Raw genomic sequence first — 14,484 nt, 5'->3', positions numbered from 1 at the left:
CGCCTTGGCGCGGCCGTCGCGGCCCAGGAACCCGCCAGGAACCCGTCTGTGTGCTTGCGCATTTATGCCGCCGGGTGGCGTGAAGATGAGGAGGATCAATATGGCGGATTATCAGGAGCGTCCAGCAACGACCACGATCATCGAAAAACGTGGCGGCGGCGGCACCATGATAGCGGTTCTCCTGCTGGTCGTGGTTGTGGCCATTGCCGCCTTCTTCCTGATCAGCAGCCAGAGCCGGAAGGACAACGCGGTCGAAAGCGCCGCCTCGCAGGTCGGTCAGGCGGCGAGCGACGTCGGCGACGCGGCCAAGGATGCGGCAGGCGCGGCCAAGGGCGAGTGAAGCCCTCGGCGGAACCGGCCGTCCGGCTTCATCCGCGTGGCTGACATGCAAAAAGGGCGCCCCCGATCGGGGGCGCCCTTTTCCAGGCCTGCCGTTGTCGGTTCAGCCCGAATTCTTCAGCCTTCGACCTTCACGTGCCGGGGTGCGGCCTCATTGAGGATGCGCAGGATCTTCTTGAGGGCGCTGGGTTCGTCCGTTTCCTCCATCGCCGCGAGTTCGCGGGCGAGGCGGCTGGACGCGGCCTCGAAGATCTGCCGTTCGGAATAGCTCTGTTCCGGCTGATCGTCGGCGCGGAACAGGTCACGCGTCACTTCCGCGATCGACACCAGGTCGCCCGAGTTGATCTTCGCTTCATATTCCTGGGCGCGGCGCGACCACATGGTCCGCTTTACCTTGGGCTTGCCCTTCAGCGTTTCGACCGCCTCCTCCAGCGTCTTGTTGGAGGACAGCTTGCGCATGCCGACGCCTTCGGCCTTGTTCGTGGGAACGCGGAGCGTCATGCGCTCCTTCTCGAAGCGGAGCACGTACAGCTCCAGCTCCATGCCTGCGATCTGCTCCTTTTGCAGCTCTATGACGCGGCCAACGCCATGCTTGGGGTAAACAACATAATCACCTACGTCAAAGGACAGCGCCTTGGCAGCCATTTGAAACCTTTCCATGTGTTCGGGGGAACGGTGGCATTCGCGTTGCAGGTGCGAAAAGACGCACCTGCCAGGGGAAGCGCGGCGCCACCATCATAACATCAGGCATTTGTCTCCGTAGCGGACGCGACCATGTCCACCTGTTGGTTCCCATTTATCAGATTCGTAACAAAATTGCCACCCCCGGACACAAAATCCGGGAGTGGGCGCGCAAGTTGACCGCTAGAGCTAGTCCTGGGACGACCGGGGACGGTCGCTCAGCTGCCGGTGCCGGGTTCCGCCGAGAAGAATTTCTCCAGCTTGTTTTCGATGCCCTTCATTTCATCGGCGTCCGCGGGCGCATCGCCCTTGACCGTGATGTTCGGCCATTCGGCGGAGAATTTCGTGTTGAGCTCCAGCCATTTTTCCAGGCCGTTCTCGGTATCGGGCAGGATCGCTTCGGCCGGGCATTCCGGTTCGCACACGCCGCAGTCGATGCACTCATTGGGATTGATGACCAACATGTTCTCACCCTCGTAGAAACAGTCCACGGGGCAAACTTCGACGCAATCCATATATTTGCAGCGGATGCAGTTATCGGTCACCACATAGGTCATGGGTCAACACTCTTGGAATTGAGACAATCGGCGCCTGCTATGCGCGGCCGGGGCGAAGGTCAATGAGGATATTTTTGGGTGGGCGTTAGCCGGGCTTGGCGGGAAGGATCATCGGGGCTCAGGCGCCCACGGTAAGTTCCTCATAACAGGATTGCGCTTCGGCCGCCGGGCCCCGGCGGCCGGGGAGCTGGAGGATGCGGACCACCCGGACGCCGCTGGGGTGGGGAAAGGTGATGAGGTCGCCCGCCCGCACCGGCGCGTGCGAGCGTTCGATGCGGCGGCCATTGAGGCGGATGTGACCGTCCTCCGCCATTTTCTGGGCGATGGAACGGCTCTTCGCGAGGCGCGCGAACCAGAGGAACTTGTCGATGCGCAGGCTGGGGCCGTGGGCCGGAACCAGGCCCGCGTCAGCCATTGCGGCCGAGCAGTTCGGCCAGGCCCGCAAAGGCGTTGTTGCCGGTGGGGGCTGGGCCGGACGAGGCGGCGGGGCGCGGCCCGCGGTCGTTGCGCGGCTTGCCCTGGGCCGGTGCGCCGCGCTTTTCACGGCTGGCGTGCTGTTGGTGCGCGCGGGCCTTCTGCCGGCCGCGGAAGGCCCAGTTGGGTCCGCCCTCGGCCGGCGCCTCCACGGCGCGGAAGCCCGCCAGGCGCATCAGTTGCTGGAAGGCATCCTCCGACAGGCCGAGCGAGACGATCTGCGGGCTTTGCGCGGTGAAGGCCTCGTTCTTTGCAATGGCCTCATGCGCGGTGCGGGCCATGCGTTCGGCCATGTCGATGCGCAGCATCTGTTCGCCAAAGCCGCGGAAGCCGGCGATGCGCGCGCCCATCTGTTCGGGCTTCTCGCCAGCCGGGATCAGGGTGAGGCCGGGGCCGGGCAGGGGCAGGCACGGCTTGCCCAGGCGCGCCGCCAGCAGGACAGCGCGCCAGCGTGCGGCGCCGGGCTTCAGCAGGCCGGGATGATAGATGTCGAGCACGCCGATATCGATGCCCGCGCGGCGCAGCAGATGGCGCTGGTCCTTGTCGAGATGGCCGAGCGCCGAATCGAGGTCGGTGCGCGCGATGACGCCGCCGGCATCGGCAAGCTGGGCAAAGACGGCGCGGACGACGGCGGGGACTTCCGGGTCGGAGGCGCTGGCCACCATCTTGGTGAGCGGCAGCAGATGCTTTTCCTTTTGCGCGTCCATCCACGCGGCGAGGCGGGCCGCCACCTGCTTCTGCACATCCTGGCCCAGCGCCAGAAGCGCGCGATCCAGCCGAATTTCCGGTGTCAGCAGCGTGGCGCCGCCGTGCAGCGTGGCCACCGGATCCCCCTTCCAGCCTATGCCGGGGGTCTGTCCTGCTTCGTCCATGAGCGCGAAATCAGTATCGGGTGCGCCCAGCAATTCGTCAGCCTTCACTCGCAATATCCTTCCAAGGCGCCGTTCAGCGGCCGCCAGCAGCATCTTCCTGTCCTGATGCCGGGTAGCGGGATCGACCGAGAAACGAAATCCGTCAAGTCGCCCGATCGTCTCGCCATCGACGCAGACTGTCCCATCCGGTTCGATTTCGACCGGCAGATTGGCCGCGCTCTGGCCAATATCCCTTAGCAGAACCGTGGTGCGCCGGTCCACGAAACGCTGCGTCAGCGCGGCGTGGAGGGCGTCGGACAGCTTTTCCTCCAGCGCGCGCGTCCGCTCCGCCATTTCCGCCGGATGGGCGAGCCAGTCGGCCCGGTGGGCGATATAGGACCAGGTTCGGGCGGCGGCGATCCGGCCGGACAGGGTGTCGATGTCGCCCTGCACCGAATCGAGTCGGGCAATTTGCTGGGCGAACCAGTCGCGGGGAATATGGCCCCCGGCACCCAGGCCGTCGTCCGACAGGAAGCGCCAGATGCGGCCGACGGCGCGGGCATGATGTTCAGCGCCCAGCTTCTGGAAATCGGGCAGGCTGCACGCGGCCCAGAGGCGTTCGACCTGCTTCCTGCCGCGTGCCCGATCGATGACCAGCGGATCGTCGGCGAGCCGTTTGAGCACGGCGAGGTCGACCGCTTCGGGAGCGGCGCGCAGTTCGGGGCGGTCGGGTTTCTGCTCCAGATCGGAAATGAGGTGATCCAGCCTGTCGGTGCGGGGCGTGCCGTTGCGCCAGAAAAGCTGTTCCAACGGCGGGAAGCGGTGGGCCTCTATCGCCTCTATCTCCTCCGGCGTGAAGGCGGCGTCGCCGTCTTCATGGCCCAGGCTGCCGAAGGTGCCGTCCCGGTGGTGGCGTCCGGCGCGTCCCGCGATCTGCGCCATTTCCGCGACCGTCAGCCGGCGGGTGCGGCGGCCGTCATATTTGCGCAGCGAGGCGAAGGCGACATGCGCCACGTCGAGGTTGAGGCCCATGCCGATCGCGTCGGTGGCGACCAGATAGTCGACTTCTCCGTTCAGGAACATCTGCACCTGCGCATTGCGGGTGCGGGGCGAGAGCGCGCCCATGACCACCGCCGCTCCACCCCGGAAGCGGCGGAGCATTTCCGCCACGGCATAGACCTCCTCGGCGGAGAAGGCGACGATGGCGGAGCGTTTGGGCAGGCGGGAGAGCTTTTTCGCGCCGGCATAGCTGAGCGTCGAGAAGCGGGGGCGGCCGATGATCTCCGCATCGGGGACCAGCGCCTTCACCACGCGGCCGATGCTGGCTGAACCCAGGATCATGGTTTCCTCCCGCCCCCTTGCCCGGAGGAGGCGGTCGGTAAAGACATGGCCCCGCTCCGGATCGGCGCCGAGCTGGGCCTCGTCCAGGGCGACGAAGGCATAATCGCCGAGCCCGTCCTGCGCCGTTCCAGCCTGCCGGCCTGTGCCGATCGGCATCGATTCCGCCGTGCAGAGGAAGTAGCGCGCACCCGGCGGCACGATTTTTTCCTCGCCGGTGACAAGGGCGACCTGCGCCGGCCCCTTCATGCCGACCACCCGGTCATAGACTTCCCGCGCCAGCAGGCGCAGCGGAAAGCCCATCATGCCGGAGGAATGGCCGCACATGCGTTCGACCGCCAGATGCGTCTTGCCGGTATTGGTGGGGCCCAGGACGGCGGTGAGGGGCGATCGGGCGAACTGGGCCATGGTCCCCGCTATGTCGGGCATGGATCGGGCAAGGGCAAGGGGGATTGGTCTGCCGGCCCCTTGCGCGGCACGGCCGGTCGCGGAAAAAGGGTTAAAAAAGGCGCGTTTATTTGACTTTAACCTTGCCCTTTTACAAAATTGCGGATGAGCGCGCGGCGGGGGTCGGGCGACATTTGCCCCGGGGGCCTGTTTTACCGTGTTTCATGATGGTCAGATCAATGCCCAGCAGGGTGGCGCCTCCGCGTCCCTGTGGCTGACTGACTCGATCCGCAACGGGGGGCCGGACCGGCGCGACTGGCGCGAGAAGCTGCGCGACTGGGCCGAGGATGTCGAACTGGTCCCCGACCTTGGCCAGCGGGTGGGAAGTTTCACCTGGTTCCGGGGCCTTGCGACCTGTTTCGGCTTGTGCGCGGCGGCGCTCTATCTGTCGCCGGGCTTTCATCCCTTGCCCGGCGAACGGCAGCCGCTGATGGCGGCCAGGCAGTTCGATGAAGTGCGCAGCCAGATGATCATGCCCCTGGCCCTGGGCGCGGACAGCGGGCGGCGCATGGGACCGACCGACGCGGTGCAACCGCTGCGCGAGACGCCGGAGCGGCCGCAGATCGAATTGCGCGCGCAGATCGGCGGCAGCGATTCGCTGTCACGGGCACTGGCGCGAGCGGGCGTGAGCAGCAGCGACACGGCGACGGTCACCAGCCTGATGGCGGGCGACATCGGCGCGGGATTGAAGCCGGGGACACCGCTGGACATCGTGCTGGGCCGGCGGGCGAGCCAGGACGTGCCGCGGCCTCTGGACAAGCTGGCTTTCCGGGCGCGGCTTGACCTGGGGATCGAGATTGCGCGGGTCGGTGGCGTGTTGCAGGTGCAGCGGACGGCGATCCATGTGGACGAGACGCCGCTGCGCATCCAGGGCGTGGTGGGCGAGAGCCTCTATCGCTCGGCCAGGGCGGCGGGGGCGCCGCCCAAGGCGATCCAGAGCTTCCTGCGCGTCGTGGCGCAGCAGGTCGATCTGGGTTCGATCTCCGCCGGCGACCGATACGACATCGTCACCGAATATCGGCGGGCCGACACCGGCGATGTGGAGGTGGGCGACCTGCTGTTCGCCGGGCTGCATCGGGCGAGCGGGCGCGGCATCGACATGCTGAAATGGACGCAGGACGGGCGGACCCAATGGTTCGAGGCATCCGGCGTGGGCCAGCGGCGCGGCGTGCTGTCGGCGCCGGTGGCGGGGCGCATGTCGTCCAGCTACGGCATGCGGCGGCATCCCATATTGGGCTATACCCGCATGCATGCGGGGATCGACTTCGCCGCCGCCTATGGATCGCCCATCTATGCCGCGACCGACGGCGTCGTATCCTATGCCGGGCGGCATGGCGGGCATGGCAATTATGTCCGGCTGGAGCATGGCGGCGGCCTTGCCACCGGCTATGCGCATATGAGCCGCATCGCGGCATCGCCGGGGCAGCGGGTGCGGCAGGGGCAGGTGATCGGCTATGTCGGGTCGTCGGGCCTGTCGACCGGACCGCATCTGCATTATGAATTGTACCGTAACGGGCAGACGATCAATCCGCTGTCGGTGCGTTTCACCACGACGTCGCAACTGGCGGGCAGGGAACTGGCGGCCTTCCGGGCGCGGCTGGCGCAGTTGAAGAGCCTGCGCATCGGCCTGCCGGTGCAGGTGGCGCAGAAGACCGCAGGGCCGGCGGCGACCGGGAAATAGCTTTTCGTGGCGTACTCCCTCCGCTAACGGGCGGGAATGAACGCAGCGGCTTCCGACATCACCGCGATATTGCTGGCCGGGTCGCGGCCGATCCCTGATCCTTTGGCGGTGGCCGCCGGGGTTGCAGTCAAGCCGCTGGTGCCCGTGGCGGGGGAGCCGATGATCAACCGCCCGGCCCGTGCCCTGCTGGCGCATCCGGCGATCGGGCGGCTGGTCGTGCTGACGCAGGCGCCGGAATTGTTCGCCGCCGATCCCGCCACCGCCTGGCTGGCGGAGCATCCCAAAGTGCGGTTCGAGAAGAGCGGGGGCGGGATCGCGTCATCGATCATGGCCCTGCTGGATCGGGCGGATTTGCCCTTTCCGCTGCTGATGACGACGGCGGATCATGTGCTGCTGGATGGGGCGATGCTCGACCAGATGGCAGGGCAGGCGTCCGGGGCGGACATTGCCGTGGCGATGGTGGAGCGGGCCACGCTGCTGGCGCGCTATCCCGGGTCACGGCGGACATGGCTGAAATTCCGCGATGGCTGGTGGTCGGGGGCGAACATCTTCTGGTTCGGCAGCGTCAAGGCGCGGCCAGTGGTCGCCTTGTGGCAGGAGGTCGAGCAGGACCGGAAGAAGGGGTGGAAGATATTGTCCGCCTTTGGCCCGCTGGCCTTGCTGGGGGCGGTGTTCAGGATTTCCACGCTGCGGGGCGGGATCGCGCGGGTGGGGCGGCGGTTCGGGCTGGTCGCGCGGCTGGTGGCGATGGAGAAGGCTGAGGCCTGCATCGATGCCGACAAGCCGGATGATGTGCTGCTGATCGAGGCGATCCTGGCCCAGTCGGCTAAATAGATCTGCTACATGGAATTGCCGTGCTCCTGCCTTCAGGAGCAGGATGTTCCTTAATAGCCGTCCAGATCCTCCAGCGCGGTGAATCGCTGGGACCATAGCGCGCCATAGACCGCCATCCATTGCACCACCGGGGCGAGGCCCTTTGCCCTGGCCGTATAATAGGTTTCGCGCCCGGCCCGACGGGCCGTCACGAGGCTGGCGCGTTTCAGCTTGCCGAGGTGGCGGGACACCATGGGTTGCGATACGCCGGAGATGGCGGTGAGGGCGTGAACGCTCTGTTCCCCTTCGCGCACCAGATATTCGAGCAGGGCGCGTCGCGTGCCGTCCGACAGGGCCTTGAATAATTCATCGCAGGAGGCCGACCGATCGCCCCTCAAAACATGTTCCGTCATGGCCAATCCATACTCGTCGGGTTATGAATTGGTCAAGGTGAACGTCGTTTTTACCCTTCCAGATGGCGTTAACCAAAAAAACTTCGAGCCTCTTTCCATCTGAGTCTTTTGCGTCACACTAGCCGATCTTGAGTCTTTCAGGCGGCTGTCGACTCAATATCTAGTGGCTACCCGGTTCGTTCGCCGTTGCGTTAACCATTTTGTCAGGCGTGAACCCTAAGTTGCTGATCTTGACGGCTGACTCCGGAGGACTCATCGCTGGGCCTCAGAAGGAAACGGGGGTCACGAAATGGGTGTCATGGAACGCGTCGCGCCGCGGCGGAAAAAGGCGGTTGCGCCCGTAGAGGTCGAGGCCGACCGGCTGCTGCGCGGTGACTGCATCGCTGAAATGGCGAAGCTGCCCGACGCGTGCATCGACATGATCTTCGCGGATCCGCCCTATAATCTCCAGCTTGGCGGCGACCTGTTCCGGCCCGAGGGCAGCCGGGTGGACGCGGTCGACAATGACTGGGACAAGTTCGACACGCTGGGTTCCTACGACCGTTTCACCAAGGCATGGCTGCGCGAGGCGCGGCGCATATTGAAGCCCAACGGCACCATCTGGGTGATCGGCAGCTACCACAATATCTTCCGCGTCGGCACCGCGTTGCAGGATGAAGGCTTCTGGATCCTCAACGACATCATCTGGCGTAAATCCAACCCCATGCCCAATTTCAAGGGCACCCGCTTCACCAACGCGCATGAGACGCTGATCTGGGCGAGCCAGGGGGAGGACGCCAAATATACGTTCAACTACAAGGCGATGAAGACGCTGAACGACGAGTTGCAGATGCGTTCCGACTGGGTGCTGCCGATCTGCGGCGGGCAGGAGCGGCTGAAGCGCAACGGCACCAAGGCGCATCCGACGCAGAAGCCCGAGGCGCTGCTCTATCGCGTGATGCTGGCCTGCACCAAGCCGGGCGACGTGGTGCTTGATCCCTTTTTCGGCACCGGGACGACGGGGGCGGTCGCCAAGCGCCTGGGCCGCAGGTGGATCGGCATCGAGCGCGAGGATGATTATATCGAGGTCGCGCTGGAGCGGATCGAGGCGGCGTTGCCGCTCGATGAAAGCGCGCTGACCATCATGCAGACCGCGCGGCAGCAGCCAAAGGTGGCGTTCGGCACACTGGTCGAGACCGGCTATCTGCAACCCGGCGCGGTGCTGGTGGACGCACGGCGGCGCTGGCAGGCGGTGGTGCGGGCGGACGGTTCGCTGTCCGTGGGCGCGGATACCGGGTCGATCCACAAGATGGGCGCGACGTTGCAGGGCGCGCCGAGCTGCAACGGCTGGACCTTCTGGCATTGCGAGATAGAGGGCGTGTTGAAGCCGATCGACGCGCTGCGGCAGACCTATTTGTTGGCGAACGAGCCCTGAGGATCATCGGATGTTTCCGTTCGGGCTGAGCGGGGTTTGAACATGCTTTCCCAAATTCCCGCCGATGCGCGGCTTTATCTGCGTCCCACATGGTTCGTGCCGTCGCCTGTCGGCCTGGCCGAAGGATCGGCGGCGCGGATGGGCAATGGGCTGATCTGGTTCCAGGGCTATGAGCTGACCGCGCGAAGGGGCGGGCGGAAAGTGGCGCGGGCGACGGTGCCGGTCGCGACGTTCGACGATGTGGTGGCGGGCCTGCCCGAGCCCGTGGCGGAACGGGCGCGGCTGTTGGCGGCCAATATCTCGGCGCCGCGGCAGCCCCTGATGCTGGGGGAACGCACCATCCGTTTCGACGCGCCGCAGGTGATGGCGATCCTCAACATCACGCCGGACAGCTTTTCCGACGGCGGCAAGCATATGGATGATCCGCAGGCAGCGGCCGATGCGGGCTTCGCCATGGCGGCGGCGGGGGCCGCGCTGATCGATGTGGGCGGGGAGTCCACCCGGCCCAGGGCGCCGCGCTTGTGGGAGGGGGATGAGATTGCCCGCGTCGTGCCGGTGATCGAAAGGCTGGCAGCGGCCGGCATTTCCATGTCCATCGACACGCGCAAGGCGGCGGTGATGGAGGCCGCGCTGGCCGCGGGAGCGGCGGTGGTCAACGATGTGAGCGCGCTGCGGCATGATCCCCGCGCCATGGACGTGGTGGTCGCGGCGGGATGCCCGGTCATACTGATGCATGCGCCGTCGGCCGGCGATGATCCGCATGACAATGCGGGCGGCTATGGCGATGTCGTGGCCGATGTGTTCGACATGCTGGAGGAGCGGGTGGAGGCCTGTCTGGCGGCCGGGGTGCCGCGCGGGAAGATCATGGTCGATCCCGGACTGGGCTTTGGCAAGTCGCTTGCCGACAATCTGGCGCTGGTGAATGGCCTGGGGACCCTTCAGGGGCTGGGCGTGCCGTTGCTGTTCGCGGGCAGCCGCAAGCGCCTGATCGGGGCCCTGTCGAACGAGGCGCCGGCGGCCGAGCGGCTGGGCGGTTCGGTGGCCCTGGCGTTCCGCGCCGCGGAACTGGGCGCGCAGATGGTGCGGGTGCACGACGTGGCGGAAAGCGTACAGGCGCTGCACCTTTGGCGCGGCCTGGCGGACGCGGGGTTGAGCGCCGTCTAGGACGGGTTTCGATCTGATCGAACCAGATCGCCGCTCTGGATTCCTTGTTTTCCGCGATTTCTTGACCAGCGATCGGTTCCTATCGCTTGGAAATCGCTCTGGAACGGCGTCCGCGCGCTGCCTTGAGCGGGCGCCGTTCCGATCGTCAGAGCCAGCCCTTCGCGCGATAGGCCTGGGCCGTCGCCTTCAATCCCTCTTCGGTCGGCACCTTGGGCACCCACAGCTTCCTGAGAGGTTGCTTGCGCTTCTTCACCACCCAATCGGGGTGGCAGAAATAGCGGACCCGGTCGGGCGTCAGCTTCGCGTTCCTGCCGCGCACCAGCCGGTCAAGCCGCGCGCCCATGCCCAACAGCCAGGCTGGCGTCGCGAAGGCCCGGACCGGCCGTCCGACTGCGCGGCCGATCGCCTGCGCGAAGTCCATATGGTCCCAGCCGCCGGGCGTGCCGTCATCGACCTCATAGACATGAGTGAGGCTCTTCATGTCCTTTTCGACCGCCAGCGTCAGGAACAGGCGTGCAAGGTCGCTCACCTCGATCACCGACAGGCGTCCGCCCGGCGGCAGCAGCATGATCCCGCGCCGGGCCATGCGGAACAGCTCCAGCATTTCCCGGTCGCCCGGACCGTAGATGGCGGGCGGGCGGACGATGGTCCAGTCGAGGCCGCTTGCCTTCACGTGCCGCTCCGCCAGTTCCTTCGACCAGCCATAGTCCGAGAGCCCAGGCTCCCGCGCCGAGAGCGAGGACACGTGGATCAGCCGCCTGACGCCGCGCTGTCGCATAGCGTCGACCACCGCCATGGTGCCGCGGGCATTGCCCATTTCGAAGCCTTCTCGGTCGGGCGCGTTCACGACGCCGGCAATGTGGATGACCACATCGGCGTCGCGGACCAGCGTGTTGAGCGCCGCCCGGTCCTCCAGCGCACCGGGTACCCATTTGAGATGGGCGCGGGGCGGCTGTGCGCGGCGGGTGATGGCGCTGACATGATGCCCCGCCGCCAGCGCCTGATTCAGCGTCTCGGCACCGACGAAACCCGTCGCGCCCGTCATCGCAATGCGCAGGGACATGGATCAGACCATCGCCATATGATCGCGATGGACCAGCACGGATCGGGGCAGGTGCCCCAGCAGCGCGGCGATATCCTCGCTGCGCTTGCCGGCGATGCGGGAGGCTTCCTCGCTGTCATATTCGATGAGGCCGCGAGCGATCACCCGTCCATCCTGCGCCAATATGTCGACCACGTCGCCACGGGCGAAAACGCCCTCGCACCGAGTCACGCCGGCTGGGAGCAAGCTGTTGCCGCGTCCCAGGGCCGCCTCTGCCCCGGCGTCGACCACGATCCGCCCGCGCACCGTCAGGCGCCCGGCCAGCCAGCCCTTTCGCGCGCCCCTGGCCTGCGCGGCGAGGAAGATCGACCCCTTGCCGCCATTCGTCCAGTGCGATAGCGGCGAATCCACCTTGCCTGAGATGATCGCCAGATGCGCGCCGGCCCCGGTTGCTATCCGCGCCGCCTCGATCTTGGAGGTCATGCCGCCCGATCCCATTCCGGACGCCGAACCGCCGTCCGCCATCCCGGCGATGCGCGCATCGATGCGCTCGATTGTCTCTATCAGCATGGCGTCCGCATCGACATGCGGGTTCGCCGTGTAAAGCCCGTCGACGTCCGACAGCAGCACAACTGCGTCAGCCCGTGCCGCCTGTCCGATGCGCGCCGCGAGCCGGTCATTGTCGCCAAAGCGGATCTCCGCCGTGGCGACGCTGTCATTCTCGTTCACGACCGGTACGACGTCGAGCGCCATCAGCCGTTCCAGCGTGGCCGACGCATTGAGATAGCGGCGGCGGTTTTCCAGATCGTCCAGCGTCACCAGCATCTGCGCCGCGGTGATGCCGTTTTCGTGGAGCAGGCTGGCCCAGCATTGCGACAGTGCGATCTGGCCAGTGGCGGCCGCCGCCTGCGCGTCCTCCAGCGAGCCGCGCCCGCCTCTGGGCAGCTTCAGCCGTCGTGCGCCAAGCGCGATCGCGCCGGAGGAGACGATGATGATCTGCTGCCCCGCCGTCTTGCGGGCCGCGATGTCGGCCACCAGCGTGCGCAGCCATGCCGTGCGCACTTCGCCCTGGGGATCGACGAGCAGCGCCGAGCCGATCTTGATGACGAGGCGGCGGATTTGCGGAGGGGGAAAGCCGGAGAGGGAGGGGGTCATCTATGTCTTCCTCCCCTCCCGCAGGCGGGAAGGGTTGGGGTGAACGCGAGCGAAGCGGGCCTTGGGTCCGGGGAGAGGTGATCAGCGCCGTTGCCCGGTACCATCGGCCTGAGGGAGGGGAGAATCAGAGGGGCGACCACGGCTTGTCGTCTTCTTCCATCCTATCTTCATCCTCATCCTCTTCGCCGGGGTGGTCCAGCAAGGGCAATACCGCATCCAGCAGTGCCGGCACGCCTTCGCCGGTCGCGCCGGAGATGATGAACAGCTCCTCCACGCCGGCCTCTTCCCGGAGCTGGCCGGCAATGTCCTCCATCAGGTCCGGGCCCAGCAGGTCGCCCTTGTTGAGCGCCACGATCTGCGGCTTTTCGTCCAGGCCGCCGCCATAGGCCGCGAGTTCATCCTGGACGATGCGGAATTGTTCGATGGGGTCGTCGCCGGTCGCGTCGATCAGGTGCAGCAGCACCCGGCAACGCTCGACATGGCCCAGGAAGCGGTCGCCGATGCCGGCCCCCTCGGCCGCGCCCTCGATCAGGCCGGGAATGTCGGCCAGGACGAATTCCCGGTCGCGATGCAGCACCACGCCCAATTGCGGCTTTGTGGTGGTGAAGGCGTAGGCGCCGACCTTCGCCTTGGTGTTGGTGACCTGGTTGATGAAGGTGGACTTGCCCGCATTGGGCATGCCGACCAGCCCGACATCGGCCAGCAGCTTCAGCCGCAGCCATACCCACATTTCCTGCCCCGGCCAGCCCGTGCCATGTTGGCGCGGGGCGCGGTTGGTGCTGGTCTTGTAGGACAGGTTGCCGCGTCCGCCATCGCCGCCGCGCAGCAGCACGATGCGCTGGCCGACTTCGGTGAAGTCGGCAAGCAGTGCCTGCTCATATTCCATCGTGCCGTCCTCATCCTCGGTGCCGTCTATGGGCGTGGGATCGGACAGGATTTGCGTGCCGACCGGCACCTTGATGACGAGGTCGTCGCCGCCGGCGCCATAGCGGTTCTTGCCCATACCGGGCATGCCGCGCTGCGCCTTGAAATGTTGGGTGTAGCGGAAGTCGATCAGGGTGTTCAGTCCCGCCACCGCCTCGAAGATGATGTCGCCGCCCTTGCCGCCGTTGCCGCCGTCGGGACCGCCATATTCGACATATTTTTCGCGCCGGAAACTGACCGCGCCGGGACCGCCCCAGCCGGACTTGATGTAAATCTTCGCTTGATCAAGAAAATGCATCGCGCGCCCATAGCGGTTTATGCGGCGGAATTAAACAGGGGCGCGGCAAAAGCGGCCGCTTCTTCCAAAACACTGTCGGGCTGGGGGGAAGGCGGCGCAAAGCCGCCCTCCCGGCCGCAAGGGGTCAGGCCGCCAGAGCGGGCAGCGAATCGCCGTAAAGATCCATCGACGAATCCGTCATCATGGGGATTGCGCGCCCTTCCTCAGCGACGCCCTGCTCGAAGATCAGGCAGTCGGCCGCCGCGCCGCGAGCGAGGCTGAAGCGCCTTTCCGTCTTTCCCCTGTAGTGGAAGCCGATCTTGCGCAGGACGTTGCCGGACGCCGGATTGTCCACGAAATGGGCGGCGCGCGTGTCGCGGACGCCCGAGGCGCGGGCCATGCACATGACGGCGCTGGCTGCCTCGGTCGCGAAGCCGAGCCCCCAATAGGGGCGGGCGATCCAATAGCCCAGTTCGACCGCGCCATCCTGCGCCCTGTGGAGGCCGCAGCCGCCCACCAGGCGCGGCGCGCCCTTGGTACGGGTGAAGGCGAGCAGGTTGGGCAGGCGCAGGTCCTGCGGCTGGGCCAGGAATGCCTCCGCATCGGCCAGGCCATAGGCGGCCGGCGCGCGGGCCAGATTGCGCAGGACGGCTGGGTCGCCGATTGCGTCGGCAAGGGCGCGGGCATCTTCCATCCAGCCAGGCCGCAGCAACAGGCGGGGGGTACGGGCGAACATCGAAAGTCTCCTAATCTCCGGCGCGCCAATGACCGTGAAAAGTTACGGCTTGACGACTGTCTTCTCTGGCTGGGCCCCGCCCGCATGACGCGCGAGAAAGGCCACGGTTCCAGAGAGTTGAGGGAAATTCAGGGGAGACGGCTTTTGATACGAAAAGGGGCGCTCCCGGAAGGGGCGC

The 14,484-nt window shown here is 66.4% G+C and carries 14 protein-coding genes; 5 read left to right on the top strand and 9 right to left on the bottom strand.

The window, feature by feature from the left end:
• The first annotated feature begins 100 nt into the window (after window positions 1-100).
• Window positions 101-340: a hypothetical protein gene (locus tag MRBLMA1_RS05350; protein ID WP_363735488.1), complete on the top strand. Its 240-nt coding sequence runs from the start codon at window positions 101-103 to the stop codon at window positions 338-340.
• A gap of 116 nt (window positions 341-456) precedes the next feature.
• Here the strand turns inward: MRBLMA1_RS05350 and MRBLMA1_RS05345 are convergent, their stop codons facing one another.
• From MRBLMA1_RS05345 to MRBLMA1_RS05330, 4 genes are all read right to left on the bottom strand, one after another.
• A complete protein-coding gene (locus tag MRBLMA1_RS05345; protein WP_133654593.1) occupies window positions 457-984 on the bottom strand; it encodes a CarD family transcriptional regulator in 528 nt (175 codons plus the stop codon).
• 254 nt (window positions 985-1,238) lie between these two features.
• The gene (fdxA, locus tag MRBLMA1_RS05340; RefSeq protein ID WP_363735486.1) at window positions 1,239-1,577 is read right to left on the bottom strand and encodes a ferredoxin FdxA; all 339 of its coding nucleotides are present in this window, start codon (window positions 1,575-1,577) and stop codon (window positions 1,239-1,241) included.
• A gap of 118 nt (window positions 1,578-1,695) precedes the next feature.
• Window positions 1,696-1,992: an RNA-binding S4 domain-containing protein gene (locus tag MRBLMA1_RS05335; RefSeq protein ID WP_363735485.1), complete on the bottom strand. Its 297-nt coding sequence runs from the start codon at window positions 1,990-1,992 to the stop codon at window positions 1,696-1,698.
• Window positions 1,985-4,648 carry a DEAD/DEAH box helicase gene (locus MRBLMA1_RS05330; RefSeq protein WP_363735483.1) on the bottom strand — a complete coding sequence of 888 codons (2,664 nt, stop codon included), beginning with the start codon at window positions 4,646-4,648 and terminating at the stop codon, window positions 1,985-1,987. The genes MRBLMA1_RS05335 and MRBLMA1_RS05330 overlap by 8 nt, the downstream gene beginning before the upstream one ends.
• Before the next feature lie 196 nt (window positions 4,649-4,844).
• Here MRBLMA1_RS05330 and MRBLMA1_RS05325 point away from each other — a divergent pair, with 196 nt between their 5' ends.
• On the top strand, window positions 4,845-6,368 hold the full coding sequence (locus tag MRBLMA1_RS05325; RefSeq protein ID WP_363735481.1) for a M23 family metallopeptidase: 1,524 nt from the start codon (window positions 4,845-4,847) through the stop codon (window positions 6,366-6,368).
• A 36-nt stretch (window positions 6,369-6,404) separates the two neighbouring features.
• Window positions 6,405-7,202, top strand: a complete 798-nt coding sequence (locus MRBLMA1_RS05320; RefSeq protein WP_363735479.1) for a nucleotidyltransferase family protein — start codon at window positions 6,405-6,407, stop codon at window positions 7,200-7,202.
• Window positions 7,203-7,252: 50 nt separating this feature from the next.
• Here MRBLMA1_RS05320 and MRBLMA1_RS05315 read toward each other — a convergent pair whose 3' ends face one another.
• A complete protein-coding gene (locus tag MRBLMA1_RS05315) occupies window positions 7,253-7,594 on the bottom strand; it encodes an ArsR/SmtB family transcription factor (RefSeq protein ID WP_363735478.1) in 342 nt (113 codons plus the stop codon).
• 289 nt (window positions 7,595-7,883) lie between these two features.
• Between MRBLMA1_RS05315 and MRBLMA1_RS05310 the strand changes: the two genes are divergently transcribed.
• Together MRBLMA1_RS05310 and folP are read left to right on the top strand one after the other, a co-directional pair.
• Window positions 7,884-9,008 carry a site-specific DNA-methyltransferase gene (locus tag MRBLMA1_RS05310; protein ID WP_133654600.1) on the top strand — a complete coding sequence of 375 codons (1,125 nt, stop codon included), beginning with the start codon at window positions 7,884-7,886 and terminating at the stop codon, window positions 9,006-9,008.
• A gap of 42 nt (window positions 9,009-9,050) precedes the next feature.
• A complete protein-coding gene (gene folP, locus MRBLMA1_RS05305; protein ID WP_363735476.1) occupies window positions 9,051-10,172 on the top strand; it encodes a dihydropteroate synthase in 1,122 nt (373 codons plus the stop codon).
• A gap of 145 nt (window positions 10,173-10,317) precedes the next feature.
• On the opposite strand, the gene MRBLMA1_RS05300 is transcribed toward folP, so the two are convergent.
• From MRBLMA1_RS05300 to MRBLMA1_RS05285, 4 genes are all read right to left on the bottom strand, one after another.
• Window positions 10,318-11,235: an NAD-dependent epimerase/dehydratase family protein gene (locus MRBLMA1_RS05300; RefSeq protein ID WP_363735474.1), complete on the bottom strand. Its 918-nt coding sequence runs from the start codon at window positions 11,233-11,235 to the stop codon at window positions 10,318-10,320.
• 3 nt (window positions 11,236-11,238) lie between these two features.
• Window positions 11,239-12,369, bottom strand: a complete 1,131-nt coding sequence (gene proB / locus MRBLMA1_RS05295) for a glutamate 5-kinase (RefSeq protein ID WP_363735472.1) — start codon at window positions 12,367-12,369, stop codon at window positions 11,239-11,241.
• Between the two features lie 124 nt (window positions 12,370-12,493).
• Complete coding sequence (gene obgE / locus MRBLMA1_RS05290) at window positions 12,494-13,591, bottom strand: GTPase ObgE (RefSeq protein WP_363735471.1); 1,098 nt, start codon at window positions 13,589-13,591, stop codon at window positions 12,494-12,496.
• Window positions 13,592-13,715: 124 nt separating this feature from the next.
• Window positions 13,716-14,306, bottom strand: coding sequence for a GNAT family N-acetyltransferase (locus MRBLMA1_RS05285; protein WP_363735470.1), 591 nt, complete (start codon window positions 14,304-14,306; stop codon window positions 13,716-13,718).
• Window positions 14,307-14,484 lie beyond the last annotated feature (178 nt).

This window comes from Sphingobium sp. LMA1-1-1.1 (assembly GCF_040676365.1).
Lineage (GTDB): Bacteria > Pseudomonadota > Alphaproteobacteria > Sphingomonadales > Sphingomonadaceae > Sphingobium.
Note: the sequence above shows the minus strand (reverse complement) of the source record. Positions and strands in the feature narration are given on the sequence as shown.

Bases quoted from the DNA above. Each gene is read 5' to 3' on its own strand.
- MRBLMA1_RS05320 (WP_363735479.1), top strand. From the start codon at position 6,405: ATGAACGCAGCGGCTTCCGACATCACCGCGATATTGCTGGCCGGGTCG.
- MRBLMA1_RS05350 (WP_363735488.1), top strand. From the start codon at position 101: ATGGCGGATTATCAGGAGCGTCCAGCAACGACCACGATCATCGAAAAA.
- folP (WP_363735476.1), top strand. From the start codon at position 9,051: ATGCTTTCCCAAATTCCCGCCGATGCGCGGCTTTATCTGCGTCCCACA.
- MRBLMA1_RS05315 (WP_363735478.1), bottom strand. From the start codon at position 7,594: ATGACGGAACATGTTTTGAGGGGCGATCGGTCGGCCTCCTGCGATGAA.
- MRBLMA1_RS05345 (WP_133654593.1), bottom strand. From the start codon at position 984: ATGGCTGCCAAGGCGCTGTCCTTTGACGTAGGTGATTATGTTGTTTAC.
- obgE (WP_363735471.1), bottom strand. From the start codon at position 13,591: ATGCATTTTCTTGATCAAGCGAAGATTTACATCAAGTCCGGCTGGGGC.
- MRBLMA1_RS05330 (WP_363735483.1), bottom strand. From the start codon at position 4,648: ATGGCCCAGTTCGCCCGATCGCCCCTCACCGCCGTCCTGGGCCCCACC.
- MRBLMA1_RS05335 (WP_363735485.1), bottom strand. From the start codon at position 1,992: ATGGCTGACGCGGGCCTGGTTCCGGCCCACGGCCCCAGCCTGCGCATC.
- MRBLMA1_RS05285 (WP_363735470.1), bottom strand. From the start codon at position 14,306: ATGTTCGCCCGTACCCCCCGCCTGTTGCTGCGGCCTGGCTGGATGGAA.
- MRBLMA1_RS05300 (WP_363735474.1), bottom strand. From the start codon at position 11,235: ATGTCCCTGCGCATTGCGATGACGGGCGCGACGGGTTTCGTCGGTGCC.
- proB (WP_363735472.1), bottom strand. From the start codon at position 12,369: ATGACCCCCTCCCTCTCCGGCTTTCCCCCTCCGCAAATCCGCCGCCTC.
- MRBLMA1_RS05310 (WP_133654600.1), top strand. From the start codon at position 7,884: ATGGGTGTCATGGAACGCGTCGCGCCGCGGCGGAAAAAGGCGGTTGCG.
- fdxA (WP_363735486.1), bottom strand. From the start codon at position 1,577: ATGACCTATGTGGTGACCGATAACTGCATCCGCTGCAAATATATGGAT.